We start from the raw sequence: 20,980 nt of genomic DNA, 5'->3' as shown, positions 1-20,980 counted from the left end.
ACTAGGGCGTTGGAGCAGCAGTGGTTGCCGCTTGCGCCGGGCGCTCCGCCGGAGGTGTCGCGCTGAGGCGGACCCGCATGCGTTTGATCCGGCGCGGATCGGCATCAACCACTTCGAATTCAGGGCCTTCGGGATGCGGGACAACTTCACCGCGCGCGGGGACGTGACCGGCCAGCATGAAGACAAGGCCGCCAAGCGTGTCGATCTCTTCGCCGTCGATATCGTCGTGGTCGGTCAGCTCCATCCCGATCTCGGCCTCGAATTCTTCGAGCGGGGTGCGGGCGAAGGCCATGTAGACCCCAGGTTTTTCGCGAGTGAAGTTGCGGCCTTCGTCGAGGTCGTGCTCATCCTCGATCTCACCGATAACCTGCTCGATCAGGTCCTCGATCGTGACCAGCCCGTCTACGCCGCCGTATTCGTCAATCACCAGCGCCATATGCCGCCGCTCTGTCTGCATCTTGGCGAGAAGAACTCCAATGGGCATGGAGGGTGGCACGAAAAGGAGTGGGCGCAAGAGCGCCTTGAGGTCGAAACTGCTGCCTTTGCCGTTGAAGCCGTGCTTCAGCGCGAGGTCTTTCAGGTGCGCCATACCGACAGGCGTGTCGAGCGTGCCATTGTAGACCGGCAGACGTGTGAGACCGCTTTCACGGAACACCTTCACCAGATCGGACTTTGTGATCGTGTCGGGCACGGACACGATATCGGCACGCGGCACGGCCACGTCCTCGATGCGCATCCTGCGCAAGTTCATCATGCCATGGATTGGAGCCATCGCCCGGGCCACATCTGGCGACGGTTTGGGAGGTTGCACCTCGTCCGGGCCGGCGCCCAGCCATTTGCGCATGCGGGCAAACACACCACCCGCGGTTTTACTGTCAGTCGTCTCTCGCGCGCTTTGCGCTGCGTTAGACGAGTCGTCGTTGTCGCCCATCTTTTCCTGTTCCGGTGGAGGCCAAAATCCCGTTCTATTCCCTATATGGGTCGGCCAGACCCATTTTGCCAAGTATTTCCGTCTCCAGCCCTTCCATCAGCGTGGCATCACGGTCACGAACGTGGTCGTAGCCCAGAAGATGTAACACTCCGTGAACAAGCAAATGCACCGTATGGTCTGCAAGCGACTTTCCGCCGGCATCGGCTTCGCGCGCGCAAGTGTCGAACGCGATGGCGATGTCCCCGAGGCTTTCACCCATAAGCGGATCAGGAGGTGGTGGCGGCGTCGGATCGTCCCCGTCTACCTCGGCGGACAGATCGCGGGCAGGCCAGCTCAGAACGTTGGTCGGCCCGGGTTTTTCACGGAACTCTGCGTTGAGATCGGCGATCCGGGCATCGTCGCAGCCCAGAACGGCGATCTCGTACCCACGCGCTGAGTGGCCAAGATGCTCCAGCGTTTGCACCGCCGCCCGTTCAGCAAGCGCAGACAGGTCAATGGCGTCCCAACGGTCGTCTTCGATCAGGATGTCTGTGAGCGGTGGCAATTGGGTATCATCATGGGGGCCAGCCCCCATACCCCCGAGATATTTTGGAACCAGAGAAGATCAGGGCGTTTCCGCGTCTTTTTCGTAGGCTTCGATGATCGCCGCAACCAGCGGGTGGCGGACGACGTCCTTGGCCGTGAAATAGTTGAAGCTGATCTTCGGAATATTGTTCAGCAGACGCTCCGCATCACGCAGTCCTGAGGCAACGCCGCGCGGCAGGTCGATCTGGGTCCGGTCACCGGTAATGACCATGCGCGAGCCTTCGCCAAGTCGGGTCAGGAACATCTTCATCTGCATCGAGGTGGCGTTCTGCGCTTCGTCGAGCACGACAAAGGCATTGCTGAGCGTGCGGCCGCGCATGAAGGCGAGCGGTGCGATTTCGACCGTTTTTTCCTCGATCATCCGAGCGAGTTGTTTGCCCGGCAGAAAGTCATTCAGCGCGTCGTAGAGCGGCTGCATGTAGGGGTCGACCTTGTCCTTCATGTCGCCCGGAAGATAGCCGAGCTTTTCGCCTGCCTCGACCGCGGGGCGACTGAGAATGATGCGATCGACCTGCCCGGTGATGAACATGTTCACCCCCACGGCCACCGCAAGGTAGGTCTTGCCGGTTCCGGCCGGGCCAATGCCGAACGCCAACTCGTTCTCGAACAGGGAGCGGACATAGGCCTTTTGCGCGTCGGTGCGCGGTTCGACAAGCTTCTTGCGGGTCTTGATCTCGACCGGGCCGCCTTCGAACATCTCGATCTGTGCATCCGGGCCGGACTCGTCTAGGGCCATCCGAAATTCGCGGTCAATATCGCCATGACTGACGCTGCGCCCCTGTTCGAGCCTTTGGTAAAGCGCCATCAGCACCTCGCGCGCTTCTTCCTGCGCGTCGGGCTCGCCGTGGATCGCCAACTGATTCCCGCGACGCAGAATCTGGACGCCCAAACGGCTTTCGATCTCGGTCAGGTTTCGGTCGTATTCACCGCAAAGGTCGATAAGCAAACGATTATCAGGAAATTCAACAAGCGCTTCGGACAATGTGTCTGTGGTCACGCGGGTCTCCGGCTCAAGGGTCGCATTCGCAGGGTGGCAAGTTCGGTCACACTGTGCAAGCGATCACCCGTCCCGTCACAGCGCATCCCCGATAATGGAAGTAGAACCGCCTTTGAAATCGCCAATAGCTGTGTTGCGGTCCTGAGGTGTTCCCGAACAGACCGGTCGTCCGCGCGGGTCAAGGCGGGGCGACAGGTAGCCTTCGACACCATCGTCGATGATCCAGTGATCGCACCCGTTGGGATCAATCCAGATGCCCGCCTGCAATTCGCTGAGTGGTTTGTCGTCCCAGCCGCGGTCAACGCTTTTGTCTTCGGACGGGTTTTCACAGGCGGCCAAGCCAGCAAGGGCGGCAACTATCACTACAGGTTTGATCATCCGCATCACCGCTTCCCCCGCTCAAGGCACAGGATTTCGACGCGTCGGTTCTTGGCCATGCCCTCCGCTGTCGCATTGCTGGCGAGCGGGCGGCGTTCGCCGAAGCCGCGCACCGAATAAACCTGCGCCCCCGCCTCTTGCGCCACACGTGCCACGGCGCGGGCACGGCGTTGGCTGAGACCAAGGTTGTAGCGGTCCGAGGCACGGCTATCGGTATGGCCTTCGATGACAAAGCCGTTCGCCGGGTTTGACGCGAAGAAGTTGCGCAATCCATTGACGCCATGCTGTGAGATCGCGGCGCTTCCAGAAGCGAACATCTGGTCGGTCGGAACAATCGCGCATTTGCTGACCTTGTGGCAGACCGGTGTGCCATCGCGGCGCAGGTGCGGGCTCATGAAGCCCTCGACGCCATCGTCCATGACCCAATGTTCACAGCCGTCGGGATCAATCCAGACGCCCGGGATGTACCGTTCGGGTTCATTCGCGGCCGCGACCTGAGGAACCGCCAGTGCTGCACCGATCAGAAAGATGGACAATCGCCCGAACATCTCCGCATCCCCCAATTCGGAATCGCGCTTAAGCGCTGTATCTTGGGCAGACTACCAAAAGCGGCGGTTTATTAAAGAGGGAACCTCAAGATATTGGGGGGTGTGTCACGCGACCAACGCACCGGCCAACGAGTTGCGCCCGCTGTCGACGATGCGGACCCGACGGAGGTCACCGGTTTGGATCCCCTCGCCCTGCACATGCACTGCATGCAGGTGGTCGGATTTGCCCACCATTTGGCCGGGCAAGCGGCCGGGCTTCTCGAACAACACGCCCACCTCTTTGCCGACCATCGCGTCCTGGGCGGCTTTCTGCTGCTGGGTAATCAGAGCCTGCACGCGTTGCAGACGGTCGTCCTTGACGTCTTCCGGCAGCTGGTCCCGCTCGGCCGCTGGTGTGCCGGGGCGGGTCGAGTACTTGAAGCTGTAGGCGTAGCCGTAGTTGGACGCGCGGATGATGTCCAAGGTGTCCTGGAAATCCTCTTCCGTCTCTTCCGGGAAGCCGACGATGAAATCGCCCGACAAGAGCAGGTCAGGCCGCGCGTCGCGCAGTTTTTCGATGATCTTCAGGTAGCTGTCCGCCGTGTGCTGCCGGTTCATCCGCTTGAGGATGCGATCCGACCCGGACTGTACGGGCAGATGCAGGTACGGCATCAGCTTTGGACAAGTGCCATGCGCCTCGATCAGATCGTCGGTCATGTCGTTGGGGTGGCTGGTGGTGAAGCGGATGCGCTCCAGCCCGTCGATGTCGTTCAGGGCCCAAATCAGGCGTGCGAGTGACCAGTCGCCACCTTCTCCTGCACCGTGATAGGCGTTCACGTTCTGGCCAAGCAGGGTGATTTCGCGAACGCCGCGCTCCACCAGATCGCGCGCTTCGGTCAGGATACGATCTGCAGGGCGGCTAACCTCGGCGCCGCGCGTGTAGGGGACCACGCAGAAGGCGCAGAACTTGTCACAGCCTTCCTGCACGGTCAGAAACGCGGTCGGTCCGCGCTTTGCCTTGGGGCGGTTCTTGAGGACCTCGAACTTGTCCTCCTCGGGGAAATCGGTGTCGAGCGCTTTCTCTCCCGACCGGGCCTTGGCCTCAAGTTCGGGCAGGCGGTGGTAGCTCTGCGGACCGACCACCAGATCGACCATCGGCTGGCGGCGCATGATCTCTTCGCCTTCGGCCTGCGCGACACAGCCCGCGACCCCAATTTTCAGATCGGGCTTTGCGGCCTTCAATCCTTTGTAGCGCCCCAGCTCGGAATACACCTTCTCAGCCGCTTTCTCGCGGATGTGGCAGGTGTTCAGCAGGATCATATCCGCATCATCCGGCGATTGCGTCTCCACATAGCCCTGCCCGCCCAGCGCTTCGGCCATGCGTTCGCTGTCATAGACGTTCATCTGACAGCCGTAGGTCTTGATGTAGAGCTTTTTCGCCTCGGACATGCCGACACTCCTTGGGGCAGGTTCAGGGCGTGGCGATACCGCATCTCACCCCTGTCTTGCAATGCACGGTTTTTTCATCGAGTCTGGCGAAAACCCCCGCAGAGGTTCCCTCATGCGTTATGCAGGCACAAACGAATTTTTGAACGACCCCGGCGATGCCCTCGTTAAAGGGCCAGTTGCCCTGATATTCGTGGAAGACGACGTCGAGGTCGACACGACACTGCGGCACCATCTTCAACTTGGGTTCAAGAAGGTGCTGGTGTTCATGCGCCCGGAATTCAGTCTTGCGCCGGATATCGAGGAACTCGTCGTTCGCATCGACGCCGATATCGCTTTGAAGGAAAGCCGCGAAAACATCGTCAATCGGATCATTGCGAAGGCACCCGGGCTTTGGATGTATGTCTGCTACAATGCGGAGTACCTGTTCTTCCCGTTTTGCGAGACGCGCACAGTGGGAGAGCTTTTGGCCTTCCACACCGAGGAACGGCGAGACGCGATGTTGTGTTACGCCATCGACGTCTACGCGGGCGATCTGGGTGCGTATCCGAGCGCGGTGAGCATCGAAGAGGCCTATCTGGATCGGTCGGGATATTACGCCCTTGGGCGAAATGATCCGAAAACCAACCACCCGAAGGAACGGCAGCTGGATTTCTTTGGCGGACTGCGCTGGCGGTACGAGGAACACGTGCCCCCCGAAAGGCGCAAGATCGACCGCGTCGCGCTATTCAAGTCGAAACCGGGCCTGCAGCTTCGCGAAGATCACACCTTCAACGACGAAGAATACAACACCTACGCTTGCCCGTGGCACAACAACCTGACGGCGGCCGTCGTGTCTTTCCGTACGGCAAAAGCGCTGAAGCGCAATCCCGGGTCGTCGTTCGAGATCGAGACGTTCCGCTGGCACAATTCGGTGCCGTTCGAGTGGCATTCGCGCCAGTTGCTGGATCTGGGGCTGATGGAACCCGGTCAGTGGTTCTGACCATATGACGCCCCTTCGCATTCCCAATCGGACGGCCCGGCAGATGTGGCTACATGCGCAGGGGCTTGGGGGCACGCCCACCGGCGCTCTGGATTTACCGAAGCTCATCCATGATCTGGGGTTTGTGCAGTTGGACTCCATTCAAGTTGTTGCACGCGCTCATCACCACATCCTGTGGAGCCGCAATCAAAATTACCGCGAGCCGATGCTGGATCGGCTGCTGGGCAAGGACCGCGCGATCTTTGAGCATTTCACACATGACGCATCTGTCCTGCCGATGGAGTTCCTGCCGATGTGGCGGCGGCAGTTCCGGCGGATGCAGGCAAAGCTTGATAAGCAAGGTTGGTTGAAAAACCTGCCGGACGCGTCCGAACGCGCCAAGATCAAAGAAAGGATCGCGCGGGAAGGCGCGTTGTCGACCAAGGCGTTCGATACGAAAATCGAGGGGCCGAAGGCGATGTGGTCGCGCCCGCCCCACAAGCGAGCGCTGGACTACATGTGGTTCTCTGGCGACCTTGCGACGTGCCACCGCCGAAACTTCACGAAATTCTACAATCTGCCGGAGCGGGTCTTTTCAGACCATCTCCGCGAGGTTGATATGGCGGATGAAGATCAGGTCACCTGGTTGTGTGATGCTGCCCTCGATCGCATGGCGTTCGGTGCGCCGGGCGATGTGCAGCGCTTTTGGGACGCGACGGAGCGGAGCGAAGTGCAAACGTGGTGTGATGCACGTACGGATATTGTTCCGGTCCAGATCGAAGCATCCTCGGGAGATTGGATTGACGCCATTGCGGTGCCGGATATCGAGGCGCGATTGGCACGGCTGACGCCCGCGACCAGCCGCCTTCGCATCCTCAACCCTTTTGATCCAGTGATCCGAGACCGCAATCGCCTCTCGCGGCTGTTCGGGTTCGATTACCGGGTCGAAATGTTTGTGCCGGAGGCGAAGCGCATATGGGGCTACTACGTGTTTCCGATCCTCGAAGGCGACCGCTTCGTCGGGCGCATCGACCTCAAGGCTGACCGGAAAGCCTCCACCCTGACGGTCAAGAACCTCTGGCACGAACCCGGCGTTCGATGGACGTTCAAACGACAGGACAAGCTGGATGCAGAACTCACCCGGCTTGCCCGTTTCGTTGGAGTGGAGCGGATTCTGCGCTAGAGATCCGCTGGCTGATTAACCGAAGTCTTCGGTCACGATACGGTCTTCCCTGACACCCAGCTCCTTCAAGGTGTCGGAGATATCCGTGACCATCTGGTCGGGACCACAAATGTAGAAAGGTCCGTCCATCTCTTCGACAAGCCCCTTCAGATAAGCCTTGTCGATCCGTTTGCCATGGAATTCGCTGTCCGGCTCATCCGTGACGATGAAATCGCGCTGTAGCCCGGGCATGGAGGTGAAGGTATCGCGCAGTATGATGTCCTTCTCGGTCTTGTTTGAAAAAACCAGACGACAATCCTCAAGCGTTCCGTGTGTCTGCAAGCGGCGTTTGAGGATCGCGATGAAGGGGGTCACGCCCGCGCCTCCGGCGATGAAGGTACCCGGGCCCTTGTCCTCGATAGCGCCCCACGCGTCGCTGATCTCTACCTGATCGGTCATTTGGAGACCCGCGATCTGTTCGGTCACGCCGTCATGGTCCGGATAACTCTTGATGACGAATTCCAGTGTTGGCTCGGTCGGCAGACCGGTAAAGGTAAAGGGGCGCTGCTTGTCCCGCCATCCGTCACGCGCCAGCGCGAAATCGCAGGCCTGGCCGGGCGTGAAGTCGTACCCGTCAGGCTTGTTGAATACCAAATGGTAGGTGTCGTGGGTGACGGGTTCGATGCTTTGCAGGGTCAAAACATGTGTCATTTAAGCGTATCTCCTTTTGCGGCGATAACGCGTCGGACACCTGCCGGTTCCCGCTTGGATCACTCTTGCCCGATACGACCGAGATGAGTTTCCTTGAAACCGTGCGTCGATTTCAGTCCGTAGCCAAGCGCGCGGTCGAAACCTGAATGCGCAAACCAGAGCGTGCCCGCGGCCATCCACGCGGCGCTGTCAAACGCAAGACCTATGCCACCGACAATTGCCCCGAAGGCGTACACATGGACGATATTGTACGCCCAGGCACCAAGCCGCGGACCCAAGAGGTAAGCAGCAAAGGACAGATCAGGCAGAAAGAAGAGCAGAACGGCCACCCAAACGGGAAAAGGCGATCCAACCAGCGTGTAAAGCCAGAGCGCCACGCCAAAGAGAACCGCACCTTCCGCGCGTTGCCAAAATACAAACGCGCTGTAGGTCGGTGCGGTTGGTTTAGGCTGCATTTCAGAGATGATCGTATTGCGGCATGCCGAGGACGTGGAAGCCTCCGTCCACACGCACGATTTCACCCGTGGTGAAAGCACCGGCGTCGGAGGCCAAATAGACCGCGGTGCCGCCCACCGCCTCGAGCGTCGCGTTCGACCGTAGCGGCGCGTTCTGGTCGGTGTGCTTGTATGTCTTGCGCGCTCCGCCAATCGCGGCCCCGGCCAGCGTTTTCATCGGTCCGGGAGAGATCGCGTTGACGCGGATACCTTCCGGGCCAAGGTCATTCGCCAGATACCGCACGGCGGCTTCCAATGCGGCCTTGGCGACACCCATCACATTGTAATTGGGCGTCACGCGGGTGGAGCCCATGTAGGTCAGGGTCAGCAAGGTACCGCCGTTGTCGACCATCAGCGGATGCGCACGTCGCGCCACGTCGATAAAGCTGTAGGCCGAGATATCGAGCGAATTCTTGAAGTTCGAACGTGATGTGTTGAGGATCCGGCCCGTCAGTTCGGATTTGTCCGAGAACGCAATCGCGTGGACCAGAAAGTCAATCGTCGGCCAGCGCGCAGCGAGCTGTTCGAAAGCGGCATCAAGCGACCCGTCATCCGTGACGTCCACGTCGACCATGAAGTCCGATCCAACCGAGGCGGCGAGCGGCTCCAACCTTTTGCCAAACGCCTCGCCTTGATAGGTGAAAGCCAGCTCGGCTCCGGCCTCGTGCATGGCTTTGGCAATGCCCCATGCGATGGACCGTTCGTTGGCCACACCCATGATGAGGCCACGCTTGCCCTCCAACTGCTTCGTCATTGCAAGGCCCCGCTCACATCAATCCTGAAATTTCGACAGCAGCATCGACCCATTGGTGCCGCCAAACCCGAAGGAGTTGGTCATCACCGTGTCGAGCCCTGCATTTTCGACAAGCTCAGTCGCAATCTCTTCCGGCTTCAGCGCCGGATCGAGTGTTTCGACGTTGATCGATGGGATGATGAAATCGTCCTGCAAGGCAAGAAGGCAGTAAATCGCTTCCTGCGCGCCGGTTGCGCCTTGACTGTGACCCGTCATGGATTTCGTCGAGCTTACAGGCGGTGTGCTGCCTTCGCCAAAGACGCGGCGTACGGCTTCGATCTCACCGACGTCGCCCACTGGGGTCGAGGTGCCGTGCGCATTGATGTAGCTGACCTTCCGGTCTTCCGGCAGCGTCTTCAACGCTCCGCGCATCGCGCGTTCGCCACCTTCGCCGGACGGTGCAACCATATCAGCCCCGTCGGAGGTCGCCGAAAAGCCCGTGATCTCTGCGTAGATTTTTGCCCCCCGGGCCAAAGCCCGCTCAAGCGGTTCCAGCACGACAATGGCGCCGCCGCCCGAGATCACAAAACCATCGCGGTCGGCATCGAAGGCGCGGCTGGCGCGTTCGGGGGTGTCGTTGAACTTTGACGACATCGCGCCCATCGCGTCAAAGAGACAGGACAGCGTCCAGTCGAGCTCTTCTCCGCCACCGGCGAACATCACGTCCTGCGCGCCCAGCGCCACCTGCTGCGCCGCCATGCCGATGCAGTGCAGCGAGGTCGAACAGGCCGAGGTGATCGAGAAGTTCATGCCCTTGATCTGGTACGCCGTGGCGAGGTTCGCACTGACGGTCGACGACATGGTCTTCGGTACGGCGAAAGGCCCGATCCGTTTGGTCGCGCCGGTGGTCAGTACGGTCTGATGCGCCGCCAGCATTGCAGAGGTCGACGGTCCGCCAGACCCGGCGATCAGGCCCGTCATAGGATCGACGACTTCTGCCTCGGTGAGACCTGCATCTTCGATCGCCTGGCCCATGGCGACATAGGCATAACCCGCGCCCGGCCCCATGAAGCGCAGGGTGCGCTTGTCCACATGCGCGGTCAGGTCGAGGTCAATGGCACCAGCCACTTGTGACCTGAACCCATGTTCGGCCATGTCGGCATTTGCGGTGATCCCTGGCCGGCCCGCTTTGAGCGAGGCCAGCACAGCCTCCTTGTTGGTTCCGATAGACGAGACAATGCCCAATCCGGTGACGACAACTCGGCGCATCACGGCTCCTTACAATTGTTGCAAGCGTGTGTAGGGGAAGGAGGGGGGGAGGAGCAAGCCGTTCGAAACGCAACCGGGGGTACTTGTGAACAATTGATCCGGATCAACGCCTTGGAACCCAGCTTTGCTAGACGTGCTGGCGTCTTGGATAGGAGGCTATCATGCTTTCTCAACCAAATGTCGGACGCACCGATCAAATTGTAAGGATTATCCTTGGCGCGACGCTGATCGGGTTTGCCCTGTTTTGCCCTTGGGCTGCGAGTTTTGGCGCCGTCGTCACGTGGCCTTCCGGGATTATCGGCGCCGTGTTGTTTCTGACTAGTGTCAGCCGTCGCTGCCCGGCGTATTCCGTCACCGGCGTTTCGACAGACAAGTAGGCGGTAGTCAGGCGCGATTGCACAATCCTTGTTCAACGACCGCGGACTTTGCGTCGAAGGCGTATTCTGCTCTTGCGCCTCATGGAGCCAACACGGACATAGCACCCTGAGCATTCCGACTGCAGAGGGGCAGCATGATCGACTATCCACGCCTGCGCGACCGGCCCAACTGGCTTTACCTACTGCGCGACTATTACGAGCTTTATCGACGCCTGTCCGCTGGCGGGAGCGCCAAGATCCGCAGTCACCAGAAGACCGTGCGCGACGGCATCAGCCGCGTGATCAAGGCGAACGCCGAGGTGCACGAGCTGAAGCCTGTTTCGAAGCCTGTCACCGCGCACCTGCAGCGTGCGCTCGACAACGGGCGAATGGAACGCCACGCGCCGTTCATCCGTGCCATCGACTCCGTGCGCGATCATCTGGTCTGGCAATATGGTTACGAAAAGGTGCCGCGCGGACTGGAGACGAAATACGCCTATGCCGAGCTGGCCGGTCCGACCGGTCCGGTGTTGACCGACGAGGTCATCCTCGGGCTGGTTTTGTTCGCGCCATCCTGCACCTATCCCGCACATGCGCATGACGGCATTTCGGAAAGTTACATCTGCCTGTCCGGGGCAGTGTCAGAGAATGATCAAGGGGTCTATGCGCCGGGGTCACTAATCTTCAACCCGCCGGAACAGCGGCATCGCATTACCGTCGCCGAACAGAACCCGGCGCTTCTTTGTTACGCTTGGACCGGAGACCGGAAAAAGCTCGCCAACCAGAAAATGGTGTTTTCCCGAGGGCCGCGAAAGTGAAGATCAGCTTTCAGACAGAGCGACCTTCATGTCTTTGACCTGATAGATCGTCTCACCGTCCGCTTCGACCCGACCGTCGGCAACGCCCATTGTCAGGCGGCGGGTTTGGATCGCCTTGGTGAAATCCACATAATAGGTCAGCATCTTTCGATCCGGACGCACCATGCCGGTGAGCTTCACCTCACCCACACCAAGCGCGTATCCGCGACCCTGCCAACCACGCCAACCCAGATTGAAGCCGGTGAGTTGCCACAACCCGTCCAGACCGAGACAGCCGGGCATGATCGGGTTGCCGGGGAAATGGCATTCGAAGAACCAGAGGTCTGGCTTGATATCGAACTCCGCGACCACATGGCCCTTGCCGTGCGCGCCTTCGTCCCCCGAGATATCGGTGATCCGGTCCATCATCAGCATTGGCGGTTCCGGAAGCTGCGCGTTTCCGGGGCCGAACAGCTCGCCGCGCGCGCATTTGAGAAGGTCATCACGATCAAAACTGCGCGGATAGTCGGTCATGTGCGGCGGGCTCCCGTTGTGATTGGCGAAATCCCGCCCCCTCTAGCACCGCGCAACCAAGTGCCGCAAGCCCAGCCAAATCGCGCGACCGTGTTGGACTGAGACAAGTTGTTGCAAGAATTTCATTTGAATTGCGAAGCATTCGCACCCTATATTGTCGGGTGACGAGGAAAATCGGGGCCGGCATGCCTTCTATCGAGACAGAACGTGGAACCAAATGGTTGTCCGAGGGCGGTGTTCGCCCGACACGTCAGCGTGTTGCGTTGGCGTCGCTTCTTGTCGGTGACGGAAAAAACCGCCACGTCACAGCCGAAAGCCTGTTCGCGTCGGTTCAGAAAACCGGTGAGCAAGTGTCGTTGGCGACCGTCTACAATACACTTCGCACGTTCTGCGATGCGGGACTGATGCAGGAGGTCACCGTTGACGGTGCGCGCAGCTACTTTGACACAAACACCCACGATCACCCGCACTTCTTCTGGGAAGACGAAGGGCGTCTGTCGGACGCGCCCGCCGATCAGCTTGAAATCGCACGCATTCCAACGCCGCCGGAAGGCGCCGAGATTTCCAGCGTGAACGTGGTGATCAAACTTCGGAAGACCTGATCCGGTCTGTTTTCACGCCACCCGAACGATCCAATTAAAGCAGTGGCATGCGGCGCTTGCGTTGCAAGCATGACTGACCTTAGCATCCCCCGTGGATACGAGTGATTAACTGGTGCGATTTTATCAAAGCATTCTTATGACCGTTTGGCATGCGCTATCGAAAACTGGATCGTGGCCGGGGAACGTTTGACCTGTCTCTGTTTGCGATTATCGGCAGTCTTCAAATCTTTCTGATTTCCATTCACATCTGGATGGGGCTGGCAACGCGACAGAACCCGGCGCATGTCTGGCCCGACATGCTCAACATCGCCCGCGACTACAGTCTTGGTGAGCTTCTGAACTACGCGCTCTGGGTCGTGATCATCGCGTGCGTTTTCGTGGCGTGGCGACGCGCGCGCGACCCGCTTTTGCTGGCGACTGCGTTTGTGTATCTTCTCGCTTTCGTTGACGACGCGTTTCAACTGCATGAACGCAGCGCGTACGTGGTGATGGCGCTCGATTTCCATCTATCTTACAGCGCGATGATTTTTACCCTGGCCGAGCTCGTCGTGTGGGCCTTTCTTGGTCTGATCTTCTTTGGCGTCATCGTTCTGACCTGGCCGAATGCCACGGCCGAGACGCGCGCGAAACTCGCGCCGCAGGCCATCTTGTTCGGGGTCCTGGTCTTCTTGGCCGTTGGTATCGACGTCATTCACCAGTTGGCTGAGAAACGGACCCTGACAGCCGGGATCATCGGGGTGATCGAAGACGGTGGCGAAATGCTGGTACTGACGGCGATGCTTGCGCACGCGCTGCCGACCTTTGGGCGAGATACGAGCTAGGGCACAGCCATCGCCCGATCCAAGGCCGTCCATTCCTCAAATTTTCAGAACATGGGTATGCCTCACGCTTCCTGGCAGAGTTCAGGGGCGCGGCAAATGCAGCCTGGCTGCAATGCCCTGTTTTCCCAATCGAAATCGGCAAATGCGAAGCGCCGAAAAGTACAGCCGCATTGATCGACGGCTGCCGTCAATTTTCATCGAATTGCGCGTTTAAGAGCCCGTTCACACTCACCCGTCTAACGCTTTCGACGGGGGCACATGGATGAGTGGAGTGGGACATGGAACCCCTAACCGATGTGTTCGGAACGCAGACCTCTGCGGCGGCGTTGGCTTTTGGATTGAGAGGCGTCAAAGACTGGAGCGTGCAGCAGCCGTTCCTTGACGTCTTCAAAACGGCACGCCCCTGGTCGGGCGGTGGATATTCGCCCGAAGACCTTGAGAACATGGGGGTATTGGATGCCAACGGCTGGCTGACCGAAATGCCGGCCGGCGCAAGTTCCATTCATTCTTACATTCTGACAGAGATGCCCGCCGACGCGAACTACACGCGCGGGTTGTACCGGCTGAGCTATGATGGCGAGGGCGAGATCGAGATCTACGGCGCTGACGTCGTTTCCCGGTCTGATGGCGAGATCTGGTTCGATTTTGAGCCCAATGGCGCAGCCTTGGTGACCGTTCTCATCCGGTCCACGGATCCACGGAACAATGGCGATTACCTGCGCAATATTGAGGTCGTGAAACAAGAGCACATTCCGGCGCATGACGCAGGCCAGCTCTTCAACCCGTTGTGGCTGGATTTGATCGACGATGCTCATTCCCTGCGCTTCATGGATTGGCAGCAAACCAATGACTCGCAGGTAAGCAGCTGGTCCGATCGCCCTGCGCCCGAGTATTACACCTATTCCCCGGGCGTGCCCGTGGAGGTCATGGTCGCTTTGGCCAACCAGACCGGTACGGAGCCATGGTTCAATATCCCCTGGCATGCCGATGCCACCTACATCCGCGAATTCGCGACATATGTCCGGGACAATCTGAACCCGGATTTGCGCGCGCATTTTGAACTGTCGAACGAGGTGTGGAACTGGATGTTCGAACAGGCGCAAGACGCACAACAGTCGGCGCGCGACCGCTTCGGACAGGATCACGGCGATGGCTGGGTTCAGGAATACGGCGCACGATCTGCAGAGATGGCCAGGGTGCTCGACAGTGTATACGCAGGCGCCGACGACCGGCTTGTCAAAGTCATCGCGACGCACACGAATTGGCCTGGTCTCGAAGAGCCGATCCTCGAAGCACCGGCGTGGCAAGCACAGGGCGGTGCGAACCACGCGCCGTACTTGTCCTTCGACACCTATGCGATCACCGGATACTTTGCCAGCGGCCTCGGCACCGACGGAAAAGCTCCGATCGTTCTGGGTTGGATCGAGGAGAGCGAAGACCGGGCGCGCGACGAAGCGGCGGCACGCGGTCTTCGCGGATCGGCTGCGGAGGCGTATGTCGAAGAGCATCGGTACGATCATGCGGAAGCGCTCGCAATCCGTGAACTGCGGGACGGGTCTGTCACCGGGGACAGAGGAGACTCGCTTGACGCGTTGTTCGACCTGTTTCGCTATCACAAACAGGTTGCCGACGCGCACGGGCTGGATTTGGTGATGTATGAAGGCGGAACACACGTGGTCGGGATCGGCCAGTGGGTTCACAATGAGACGTTGTCCGACTTCTTCGCACATCTCAATTATTCAGAAGGGATGGGTCAGCTTTACAGGGAATTGCTGCAAGGCTGGGAAGACGCCGGCGGTACGCTTTTCAATGCCTTTGTCGATGTGTCGCGCCCCACGAAATGGGGCAGCTGGGGAACACTCCGGCATCTCGAAGATGAAACGGCCCGGTACAACGCGCTGGAGGATTTCATGCGCGACCATCCGGCGCCGGATCACATGAAAGACGGGACTTGGAGCTCGACACCATCAGACTTCGGCCCGGCGCCGCGACCCGAGCCCGATCCTGAACCGGACCCCGAGCCGACGCCAGTTCCGCAACCCGGTCCGGCGCCCGACCCGCAACCTGATCCGGACCCGACACCTTCTCCGACACCGCGTTTCGATGACGTGGTCGAATACGCTTTCGCAAACACCCATTTCGCACGCGGAAATGACGACCCTCTTCTGACGGTGCCGTATTGGATCAGCGTGATGGCGGATCTCGCAGATAACGGCTACGCGAACTCCACGCAAAGCGGGATGATGCGGGAACATGCAATATCTGCGGCGGCCCCGGAATTGCAGATCGACGGCGTGCAGGACGCTTGGACACCGGGTGTTGGACAGTCCTTCGCAGACGCTGGTTTCAATCAAATCACGATTTCGCCCGTAAATTTCGTTCAAGACCTTGCCCCCGATGAGGCTTATTGGATCGACCCGAATACATCCCCAGCACACGCCGCGCTGCAGGTCATTGAGTGGACAACACAGCAAGCCCCAGGTGTTACGGTCAACATCTTCGAAACTTGGCCTGAACTGAACCAGTTTGCGACCGATGGGATGCTGACCACTTCCGAATTCGATGCGTTGAAGAACTATATGGCCGGTGAATGGCATGACTGGTGGGTCTCACTGACCGAAATCATCCAATCTGAGCGGTCTGATCTGGACGTTCGCCTTGTAAGTGCCGGGTCACAGATCGCGCGTCTGCTGGATACCCCCTCACTCGGGCTTGAGCAGATCAGTGCATCCGATCTGTTCGTTGACGAGGATGCTCACGGCACCGCAACGCTCTACTTCCTTGCGTCGCTGGTTCACTACATCACTGTTTTCGGAGAGTTACCGCTCAGCAGTGTCGAATTGCCAGACGATATCCACCCTGCGGTCAGGTCAAACCTAGACGGCATCATGTCGTTTCTGTCCGCGGATATTCGCGATTTGCCCGCACCGATCGTGGACCCGTTTCGTGACGGTGACCACAATTCCGATGTGCCAGATGGCGACGATCCGTCTGTAAGTCTGTTGGAGGGTAGCAACAGTAACGACATGTTGCACGGCACCCTCTTAGACGATCGCATTGACGCTTTGGATGGTGATGATGTCATTCTCATAAGTGGCGGTCGCGACATCGTGGATGGTGGACGCGGTATCGACATTGCCGCTTTCGAAGGCACGCAATCGGGATACACACTGCGATTCGATGGCCCGACGATTCTGGTGGAGAACCGGGATGGAGCGGGCAACGAACTTACTATGCTGAGCAATATCGAATGGATTGATTTCGCAGAAGAGATCTCCCCATTTGCCACTGACGGGATTCCGATCGGAATGTTCGACGGTATGGCGACGCTTTCCCCGGTTCAGATGGCTGAACTGACCGAGCTTTACATCGCGTATTTCAATCGTGCGCCGGACGCGGTTGGGCTTTTCTTCTGGGGCGATCAGCTTGCCCAAGGTCTCGGCATGGATGAGATTGCAGCGCTGTTTTTCGACCAACCGGAGACACGGGCGCTTTATGGGTCGATGGAAAATTTGCCGGCCTTCGTGACGGCGGTCTACCAAAACGTCCTCGGGCGTGATCCGGATGTGTCGGGATTGCTTTATTGGCTGGATGTGCTTCAGAACGACACGGCCATCACGCCGCCGACGTTTATCCAGGCCATATTGGCCGGTGCCAAGGCCGAGACAGGCAGCGCTGCGGACGCCGAATATTTGGCCAACAAGGTCATGCTGGGCGGCCATTTCGCCGTCATGCGGGGCATGTCCGACGTCGAAGATGCACGGGCCGTCATGCACGGATTTGACGGAACGGATGCCAGCCTTGACGCAGGCATTGCCCAAAGCGACATGGTCTATCAATCGATCCTCGACGGCAGCGAGAGCGGGTTTCTCATGCAGGTCGTCGGGATCAGTCCTGATGTGTTTCTGGTCTGACACCGCCAATGCCATCCGTCGCCGCATGAGGTAGCGGAATAACTGCAGAATGAACAACAAGGCCGGCATGAGACATCCGCAAAAAGGACCCAAGAAAACGAAGGAGGCGGCAACGCCTCTTTCCTGCCCTTATTACGTACTCAGCTCTTAAAGCTTCGTTACCCGACACAGACGATTTAAGTCAAATTATCAGCCTCTTACGGAATGCATCGGCTCGCCAAGACAGGTGAAACAGATGCTTCGCCAGTGCAAGAACTCTCCGCCTTCCAAGGCCTCAAATCCCGAGAGCCGCGTCCAGTTCTGCGACCGTCGGCGGGTTGCACCCGGCGCGTCCGCAGTTGATCGCCGCCGCCATCCCGGCGCGGCGAATAAGTGTCTCGACATCGTCCCTGCTCAGATCAGCCACGGCGGTCGGAGACAGGGCGTCGATCCGAACCAGACCGGCCAGAAGCGTGGCCATGAACGTGTCCCCCGCACCGACGGTGTCGACCAAGTTTGGCACTGGCGGCGCAGCCATATCCACGACGTCCTCACCGATCCAGGCCATCGCACCATCGGGGCCCTTGGTCATCACGACCAGCGGTGCAGAGGTGAGGGCTCTTACTTCGGTCAAAGCGTCGACAGCTGCCAAATCGGGGAACAGACCTTCCAGGTCTTCATCGCTCAACTTCAACAGATGGGTCGTCGCCATCATCCGAAGTACGCGGGCGCGGTAGCGTTCCGGATCCGAGATAACGGACAGGCGCACATTGGGATCGAAAGACACCAAAGTGCCGTCGTCGAAGGCCCGCTTGCAGGCGTCTTCCCATGCCGCACCATCCGCCCCTTCGGACACGGCCAGAGAGCCGGTGTGGAGCGCGCGCGTTTGCGCTGGCATGGCGTCGAACAACGACTGCTCTGTCACGCGGCGCTCTGCCGTACCGTTTCGTTCAAACTCGTAGGACGGGATCCCGTCGGTGACGGTGACACGGGCGACGGTGGTCGGCGCGTCCACGCGACCGCCACTGAGTGTGACGCCCGAGCGTGTCAGCGTATCGGCCAGCAAGTCGCCCCAGCTGTCGGTCGAAATCGGCGTGATGTAGCGGACATCGACGTCTTGGCGGCCCAGCGCCATGGCGACGTTGAACGGGGACCCGCCCGGAAGTGCGGATACGTTGCTTTCGCGCGTCACGTGATCGATCAGGTTTTCGCCGCCTACGCAGATGATTGGGCTGTTGGTCACGGCATCCTCCCTGATCCGTTAATCACGTCAGATCGATTCCATACCAACATCCGGCAAAGTATCCAGCGCCTGCTTCAGCGCCTCGCCCCAGCCTTTCGAGATGGTCTGAAACCGTTCGTTGTCGGCGGTCACGCGACCAACGTGGCGTTTTTCCAGGCTGTCCGTTTCGTAGCAGAAGAAATCGAGCGGCATACCAACCGACAGATTGGCCTTCAGCGTCGAATCGAAACTCACCATGAGCAGCTTCAATGCGCTTTCGAATGTCAGATCGGGATCAAAGGCGCGCACGAGGATCGGGCGACCATATTTGATCTCGCCGATCTGGAAAAACGGTGTGTCGTCTCCCGCCTCGATGAAATTGCCCTCGGGATAAATGAGGAACATGCGCGGCGGGCTTCCGTCAATCTGGCCGCCAAGGATAAGCGTGGCATCGAACCCGCTATCGGCGCGCTGACCGCCATCCGTGAGGTCACCGATGACCTCACGCAGCGTATCTCCGACCATGCACGCCGCTTGAAACATCGACGGCGCCTTCATCAAGGAAGACGTTCGATCCTCCGGCAGTTTGCTGCGCTCGTCCAGAAGGCTGATCACCGCCTGAGTTGTGGCGAGGTTGCCCGCAGACATCAGTGTGATGACGCGTTCACCGGGTTCTTCCCAGATTGTCATCTTCTTGAAGGTCGAAATGTTGTCGAGACCCGCGTTTGTGCGGGTGTCGGACATGAAGACCAGCCCCCTGCGAAGCATCATTCCTACGCAATATGTCACTGAGACGGCCTTTACTGCTGAATCACGTGGATCTGAACGTTCAGGTCTTCGCCTGCCCCGCCAATCCGTGTTCCAGATATCGGTGCGGCGTCGGAATAGTCCAGCCCCGTTGCGACGCGAATGTAGCGCGTATCCGGCGAAATCGCGTTCGACACGTCAAAACCTACCCAACCAAGACCCGGAACATGGGCTTCGGCCCAAGCATGCATTGCTTCCTGCGTCGTCGTATCGTTCAGCATCAGGTAGCCAGACACGTAGCGCGCGGGCAGACCCATCGCGCGGGCACAGGTGATGAAGATGTGCGAGTGATCCTGGCACACCCCTTTCGCCGCTTCCAACGCATCTTCGGCGGACCAATCCGGGTTCGACGCGCCGAGCGTGTAAGGCACGGCGTCACGAATGCGCTCACTCAGCTTGTGGAGGGTCGAGACGTCATTCGGGTCGCCGAGGCCCTTTATCAAGGCCCGCGTCCCGGCACCGGCCTGGGTGCGCGGCGTGGTCATGTCGTAGAGCCACAGCGGCGCGCAGCCTTGATGCGGACCAAGAATCCCGCCGTTGTCTTCCAGTTCAACCTCGCCTTCGCTTATCACGGACAGTTCAAGCGTGTTGGGATCGAAACTGATGAGTTCGGTCGTGTTGCGGTGGTGATCCTCGAACGAGGTTTCCTTCTTGCCGCCCTCGATCCGCGTCTCCCACGAGACAACCTTTTGATTGAACGTGCTTTTGGGCGTCTTGCGCAGCTGCTGCAAGCCGTAAACGACCGGTGTGTCGAACCGGTATCGGGTCGTGTGTTCGATTTTCAGTCGCATAAGCCTTGGTCGCGATCAATTAAGCGTAGAAGCGGAAGTCCTGTTCGATCTGGCTGGAGATGCCGGACAGCTCTTCGAGAGTTTTCTGTAGGAACTCATGCAAGCCAAAGTCAAAGATATCGTCAATGCTCTTTGACAGAAGACCGTCCTGAAGCGCAATCACGCGATCACGCGACGCCAGACCTTGATCGGTGCCGTCACTCAGGTACCCAAGATTGTCGCACAGCTTGCTGACCGAGAACGCCAAGGACCGCGGCATGCGTTTATCGAGGATCAGGAAATCCGCGATTTCCTTTGGTCCACCTCCAGCGCCGTGTTCCATGCGGAACCCTCCGCGCGCGGATACGGAGCGAAGGATCGTCTCCCACTGCACGTTGTCCAGCGAGGTGCCGACAGCGCGGGCTGACGGAAGAAGGACGTAGTATTTCACGTCGAGAATGCGCGCGGTGTTGTCGGCCCGCTCCAGAAACGTACCGAGCCGGGCGAAATCGTAAATCTCGTTGCGCAGCATCGTGCCCAATGTGACACCGCGCACCAGGGCCGCGTGTTGCCGGATCAGGCGCAAGGTCGCTGGCAGGTCACGTTCGCTGACCTTGCGCGAAAGTCCGTCTTTCAAGCGCATATACGCCGAATTCACCGCTTCCCACACTTCACCGGTAATGGCGGTGCGCACCAGACGTGCATTCTGACGCGCGGCGTTAATGCTCGACAGGACCGACGACGGGTTTTCCTTGGCCCGCAGCATCCAGTCGACGGCAAGTTCGCGTGACACCTCGTCATGAGTGGCGTTGTAACCGGACAGGCAATCCGCCGATTGCAGCACTGACAGCCATTCGTCGTCCGTTTCGGTCAACCGTGTGAGTGCGATGCGTTGCCCGGTTTCGATCAGGCGCGCGGTGTTTTCGGCTCTTTCCATGTAGCGATACATCCAGAAGAGCCCGTTTGCCGTTTTACCCAGCATTC

22 protein-coding genes are annotated in these 20,980 nt (G+C 59.3%); 7 read left to right on the top strand and 15 right to left on the bottom strand.

Annotation, left to right across the window (positions count from 1 at the left end):
* Position 1: 1 nt before the first annotated feature.
* The 6 genes from BUA42_RS17415 to miaB all read right to left on the bottom strand — a co-directional run bounded on the left by BUA42_RS17415 (position 2) and on the right by miaB (position 4,867).
* Positions 2-772, bottom strand: coding sequence for a hemolysin family protein (locus tag BUA42_RS17415; protein ID WP_425435043.1), 771 nt, complete (start codon positions 770-772; stop codon positions 2-4).
* Between the two features lie 193 nt (positions 773-965).
* The gene (gene ybeY / locus BUA42_RS17410) at positions 966-1,505 is read right to left on the bottom strand and encodes an rRNA maturation RNase YbeY (RefSeq protein ID WP_072779599.1); all 540 of its coding nucleotides are present in this window, start codon (positions 1,503-1,505) and stop codon (positions 966-968) included.
* A gap of 30 nt (positions 1,506-1,535) precedes the next feature.
* On the bottom strand, positions 1,536-2,513 hold the full coding sequence (locus BUA42_RS17405; RefSeq protein WP_072779598.1) for a PhoH family protein: 978 nt from the start codon (positions 2,511-2,513) through the stop codon (positions 1,536-1,538).
* 75 nt (positions 2,514-2,588) lie between these two features.
* Positions 2,589-2,897 carry a hypothetical protein gene (locus tag BUA42_RS17400; RefSeq protein ID WP_143152736.1) on the bottom strand — a complete coding sequence of 103 codons (309 nt, stop codon included), beginning with the start codon at positions 2,895-2,897 and terminating at the stop codon, positions 2,589-2,591.
* Entirely contained in the window at positions 2,897-3,439 is a 543-nt protein-coding gene (locus tag BUA42_RS17395) for an OmpA family protein (RefSeq protein ID WP_072779597.1), read from the bottom strand. Before BUA42_RS17395 ends, BUA42_RS17400 begins: the two co-directional genes overlap by 1 nt.
* A gap of 105 nt (positions 3,440-3,544) precedes the next feature.
* A complete protein-coding gene (gene miaB, locus BUA42_RS17390) occupies positions 3,545-4,867 on the bottom strand; it encodes a tRNA (N6-isopentenyl adenosine(37)-C2)-methylthiotransferase MiaB (protein ID WP_072779596.1) in 1,323 nt (440 codons plus the stop codon).
* 112 nt (positions 4,868-4,979) lie between these two features.
* On the opposite strand from miaB, the gene BUA42_RS17385 reads away from it, so the two are divergent.
* On the top strand, positions 4,980-5,846 hold the full coding sequence (locus tag BUA42_RS17385) for a hypothetical protein (RefSeq protein ID WP_072779595.1): 867 nt from the start codon (positions 4,980-4,982) through the stop codon (positions 5,844-5,846).
* A gap of 4 nt (positions 5,847-5,850) precedes the next feature.
* Positions 5,851-7,008: a winged helix-turn-helix domain-containing protein gene (locus BUA42_RS17380; RefSeq protein WP_072779594.1), complete on the top strand. Its 1,158-nt coding sequence runs from the start codon at positions 5,851-5,853 to the stop codon at positions 7,006-7,008.
* Between the two features lie 15 nt (positions 7,009-7,023).
* Here the strand turns inward: BUA42_RS17380 and BUA42_RS17375 are convergent, their stop codons facing one another.
* Genes BUA42_RS17375 through BUA42_RS17360 form a run of 4 tightly spaced genes read right to left on the bottom strand, consistent with a single transcriptional unit; the run spans position 7,024 to position 10,194 of the window.
* Complete coding sequence (locus BUA42_RS17375) at positions 7,024-7,698, bottom strand: ferredoxin reductase domain-containing protein (RefSeq protein ID WP_072779593.1); 675 nt, start codon at positions 7,696-7,698, stop codon at positions 7,024-7,026.
* 59 nt (positions 7,699-7,757) lie between these two features.
* A complete protein-coding gene (locus tag BUA42_RS17370) occupies positions 7,758-8,153 on the bottom strand; it encodes a DUF4260 domain-containing protein (protein WP_072779592.1) in 396 nt (131 codons plus the stop codon).
* A gap of 1 nt (position 8,154) precedes the next feature.
* Positions 8,155-8,946 (bottom strand): enoyl-ACP reductase FabI, encoded by a 792-nt coding sequence (locus BUA42_RS17365; RefSeq protein ID WP_072779591.1) that lies wholly within the window; start codon positions 8,944-8,946, stop codon positions 8,155-8,157.
* Between the two features lie 18 nt (positions 8,947-8,964).
* Positions 8,965-10,194 carry a beta-ketoacyl synthase N-terminal-like domain-containing protein gene (locus BUA42_RS17360; protein ID WP_072779590.1) on the bottom strand — a complete coding sequence of 410 codons (1,230 nt, stop codon included), beginning with the start codon at positions 10,192-10,194 and terminating at the stop codon, positions 8,965-8,967.
* 161 nt (positions 10,195-10,355) lie between these two features.
* Between BUA42_RS17360 and BUA42_RS17355 the strand changes: the two genes are divergently transcribed.
* Positions 10,356-10,571: a YgaP family membrane protein gene (locus BUA42_RS17355; protein WP_072779589.1), complete on the top strand. Its 216-nt coding sequence runs from the start codon at positions 10,356-10,358 to the stop codon at positions 10,569-10,571.
* A 134-nt stretch (positions 10,572-10,705) separates the two neighbouring features.
* Positions 10,706-11,368 carry a dimethylsulfonioproprionate lyase family protein gene (locus tag BUA42_RS17350; protein ID WP_072779588.1) on the top strand — a complete coding sequence of 221 codons (663 nt, stop codon included), beginning with the start codon at positions 10,706-10,708 and terminating at the stop codon, positions 11,366-11,368.
* Positions 11,369-11,371: 3 nt separating this feature from the next.
* On the opposite strand, the gene fabA is transcribed toward BUA42_RS17350, so the two are convergent.
* Complete coding sequence (gene fabA, locus BUA42_RS17345) at positions 11,372-11,881, bottom strand: bifunctional 3-hydroxydecanoyl-ACP dehydratase/trans-2-decenoyl-ACP isomerase (protein WP_072779587.1); 510 nt, start codon at positions 11,879-11,881, stop codon at positions 11,372-11,374.
* 185 nt (positions 11,882-12,066) lie between these two features.
* Here fabA and irrA point away from each other — a divergent pair, with 185 nt between their 5' ends.
* From irrA to BUA42_RS21460, 3 genes are all read left to right on the top strand, one after another.
* Entirely contained in the window at positions 12,067-12,483 is a 417-nt protein-coding gene (gene irrA, locus BUA42_RS17340) for an iron response transcriptional regulator IrrA (RefSeq protein WP_072779586.1), read from the top strand.
* A gap of 149 nt (positions 12,484-12,632) precedes the next feature.
* Positions 12,633-13,304: a hypothetical protein gene (locus BUA42_RS17335; RefSeq protein ID WP_072779585.1), complete on the top strand. Its 672-nt coding sequence runs from the start codon at positions 12,633-12,635 to the stop codon at positions 13,302-13,304.
* Between the two features lie 278 nt (positions 13,305-13,582).
* On the top strand, positions 13,583-17,218 hold the full coding sequence (locus BUA42_RS21460; protein WP_072779584.1) for a DUF4214 domain-containing protein: 3,636 nt from the start codon (positions 13,583-13,585) through the stop codon (positions 17,216-17,218).
* A 274-nt stretch (positions 17,219-17,492) separates the two neighbouring features.
* Here BUA42_RS21460 and BUA42_RS17325 read toward each other — a convergent pair whose 3' ends face one another.
* Genes BUA42_RS17325 through BUA42_RS17310 form a run of 4 tightly spaced genes read right to left on the bottom strand, consistent with a single transcriptional unit; the run spans position 17,493 to position 20,978 of the window.
* Complete coding sequence (locus BUA42_RS17325) at positions 17,493-18,440, bottom strand: carbohydrate kinase family protein (RefSeq protein ID WP_178346926.1); 948 nt, start codon at positions 18,438-18,440, stop codon at positions 17,493-17,495.
* A gap of 27 nt (positions 18,441-18,467) precedes the next feature.
* Positions 18,468-19,190, bottom strand: coding sequence for a proteasome-type protease (locus BUA42_RS17320; protein WP_072779583.1), 723 nt, complete (start codon positions 19,188-19,190; stop codon positions 18,468-18,470).
* Between the two features lie 29 nt (positions 19,191-19,219).
* Complete coding sequence (locus BUA42_RS17315) at positions 19,220-20,017, bottom strand: transglutaminase family protein (RefSeq protein WP_072779582.1); 798 nt, start codon at positions 20,015-20,017, stop codon at positions 19,220-19,222.
* A 19-nt stretch (positions 20,018-20,036) separates the two neighbouring features.
* A complete protein-coding gene (locus tag BUA42_RS17310; RefSeq protein ID WP_072779581.1) occupies positions 20,037-20,978 on the bottom strand; it encodes an alpha-E domain-containing protein in 942 nt (313 codons plus the stop codon).
* Positions 20,979-20,980 lie beyond the last annotated feature (2 nt).

The sequence above is a fragment of the Marivita hallyeonensis genome (assembly GCF_900129875.1).
GTDB lineage: Bacteria > Pseudomonadota > Alphaproteobacteria > Rhodobacterales > Rhodobacteraceae > Marivita > Marivita hallyeonensis.
The sequence above is the reverse complement of the archived record's forward strand: the minus strand, read 5'-3'. Positions and strand labels throughout refer to the sequence as shown.

Coding starts and splice junctions, on each gene's coding strand:
- BUA42_RS17375 (WP_072779593.1), bottom strand. CDS start 7,698: ATGACACATGTTTTGACCCTGCAAAGCATCGAACCCGTCACCCACGAC.
- BUA42_RS17395 (WP_072779597.1), bottom strand. CDS start 3,439: ATGTTCGGGCGATTGTCCATCTTTCTGATCGGTGCAGCACTGGCGGTT.
- BUA42_RS17350 (WP_072779588.1), top strand. CDS start 10,706: ATGATCGACTATCCACGCCTGCGCGACCGGCCCAACTGGCTTTACCTA.
- BUA42_RS21460 (WP_072779584.1), top strand. CDS start 13,583: ATGGAACCCCTAACCGATGTGTTCGGAACGCAGACCTCTGCGGCGGCG.
- BUA42_RS17385 (WP_072779595.1), top strand. CDS start 4,980: ATGCGTTATGCAGGCACAAACGAATTTTTGAACGACCCCGGCGATGCC.
- BUA42_RS17365 (WP_072779591.1), bottom strand. CDS start 8,946: ATGACGAAGCAGTTGGAGGGCAAGCGTGGCCTCATCATGGGTGTGGCC.
- ybeY (WP_072779599.1), bottom strand. CDS start 1,505: ATGGGGGCTGGCCCCCATGATGATACCCAATTGCCACCGCTCACAGAC.
- BUA42_RS17370 (WP_072779592.1), bottom strand. CDS start 8,153: ATGCAGCCTAAACCAACCGCACCGACCTACAGCGCGTTTGTATTTTGG.
- BUA42_RS17380 (WP_072779594.1), top strand. CDS start 5,851: ATGACGCCCCTTCGCATTCCCAATCGGACGGCCCGGCAGATGTGGCTA.
- fabA (WP_072779587.1), bottom strand. CDS start 11,881: ATGACCGACTATCCGCGCAGTTTTGATCGTGATGACCTTCTCAAATGC.
- BUA42_RS17310 (WP_072779581.1), bottom strand. CDS start 20,978: ATGCTGGGTAAAACGGCAAACGGGCTCTTCTGGATGTATCGCTACATG.
- irrA (WP_072779586.1), top strand. CDS start 12,067: ATGCCTTCTATCGAGACAGAACGTGGAACCAAATGGTTGTCCGAGGGC.
- BUA42_RS17415 (WP_425435043.1), bottom strand. CDS start 772: ATGGCTCCAATCCATGGCATGATGAACTTGCGCAGGATGCGCATCGAG.
- BUA42_RS17400 (WP_143152736.1), bottom strand. CDS start 2,897: ATGCGGATGATCAAACCTGTAGTGATAGTTGCCGCCCTTGCTGGCTTG.
- BUA42_RS17320 (WP_072779583.1), bottom strand. CDS start 19,190: ATGATGCTTCGCAGGGGGCTGGTCTTCATGTCCGACACCCGCACAAAC.
- BUA42_RS17315 (WP_072779582.1), bottom strand. CDS start 20,017: ATGCGACTGAAAATCGAACACACGACCCGATACCGGTTCGACACACCG.
- miaB (WP_072779596.1), bottom strand. CDS start 4,867: ATGTCCGAGGCGAAAAAGCTCTACATCAAGACCTACGGCTGTCAGATG.
- BUA42_RS17335 (WP_072779585.1), top strand. CDS start 12,633: ATGCGCTATCGAAAACTGGATCGTGGCCGGGGAACGTTTGACCTGTCT.
- BUA42_RS17360 (WP_072779590.1), bottom strand. CDS start 10,194: ATGCGCCGAGTTGTCGTCACCGGATTGGGCATTGTCTCGTCTATCGGA.
- BUA42_RS17355 (WP_072779589.1), top strand. CDS start 10,356: ATGCTTTCTCAACCAAATGTCGGACGCACCGATCAAATTGTAAGGATT.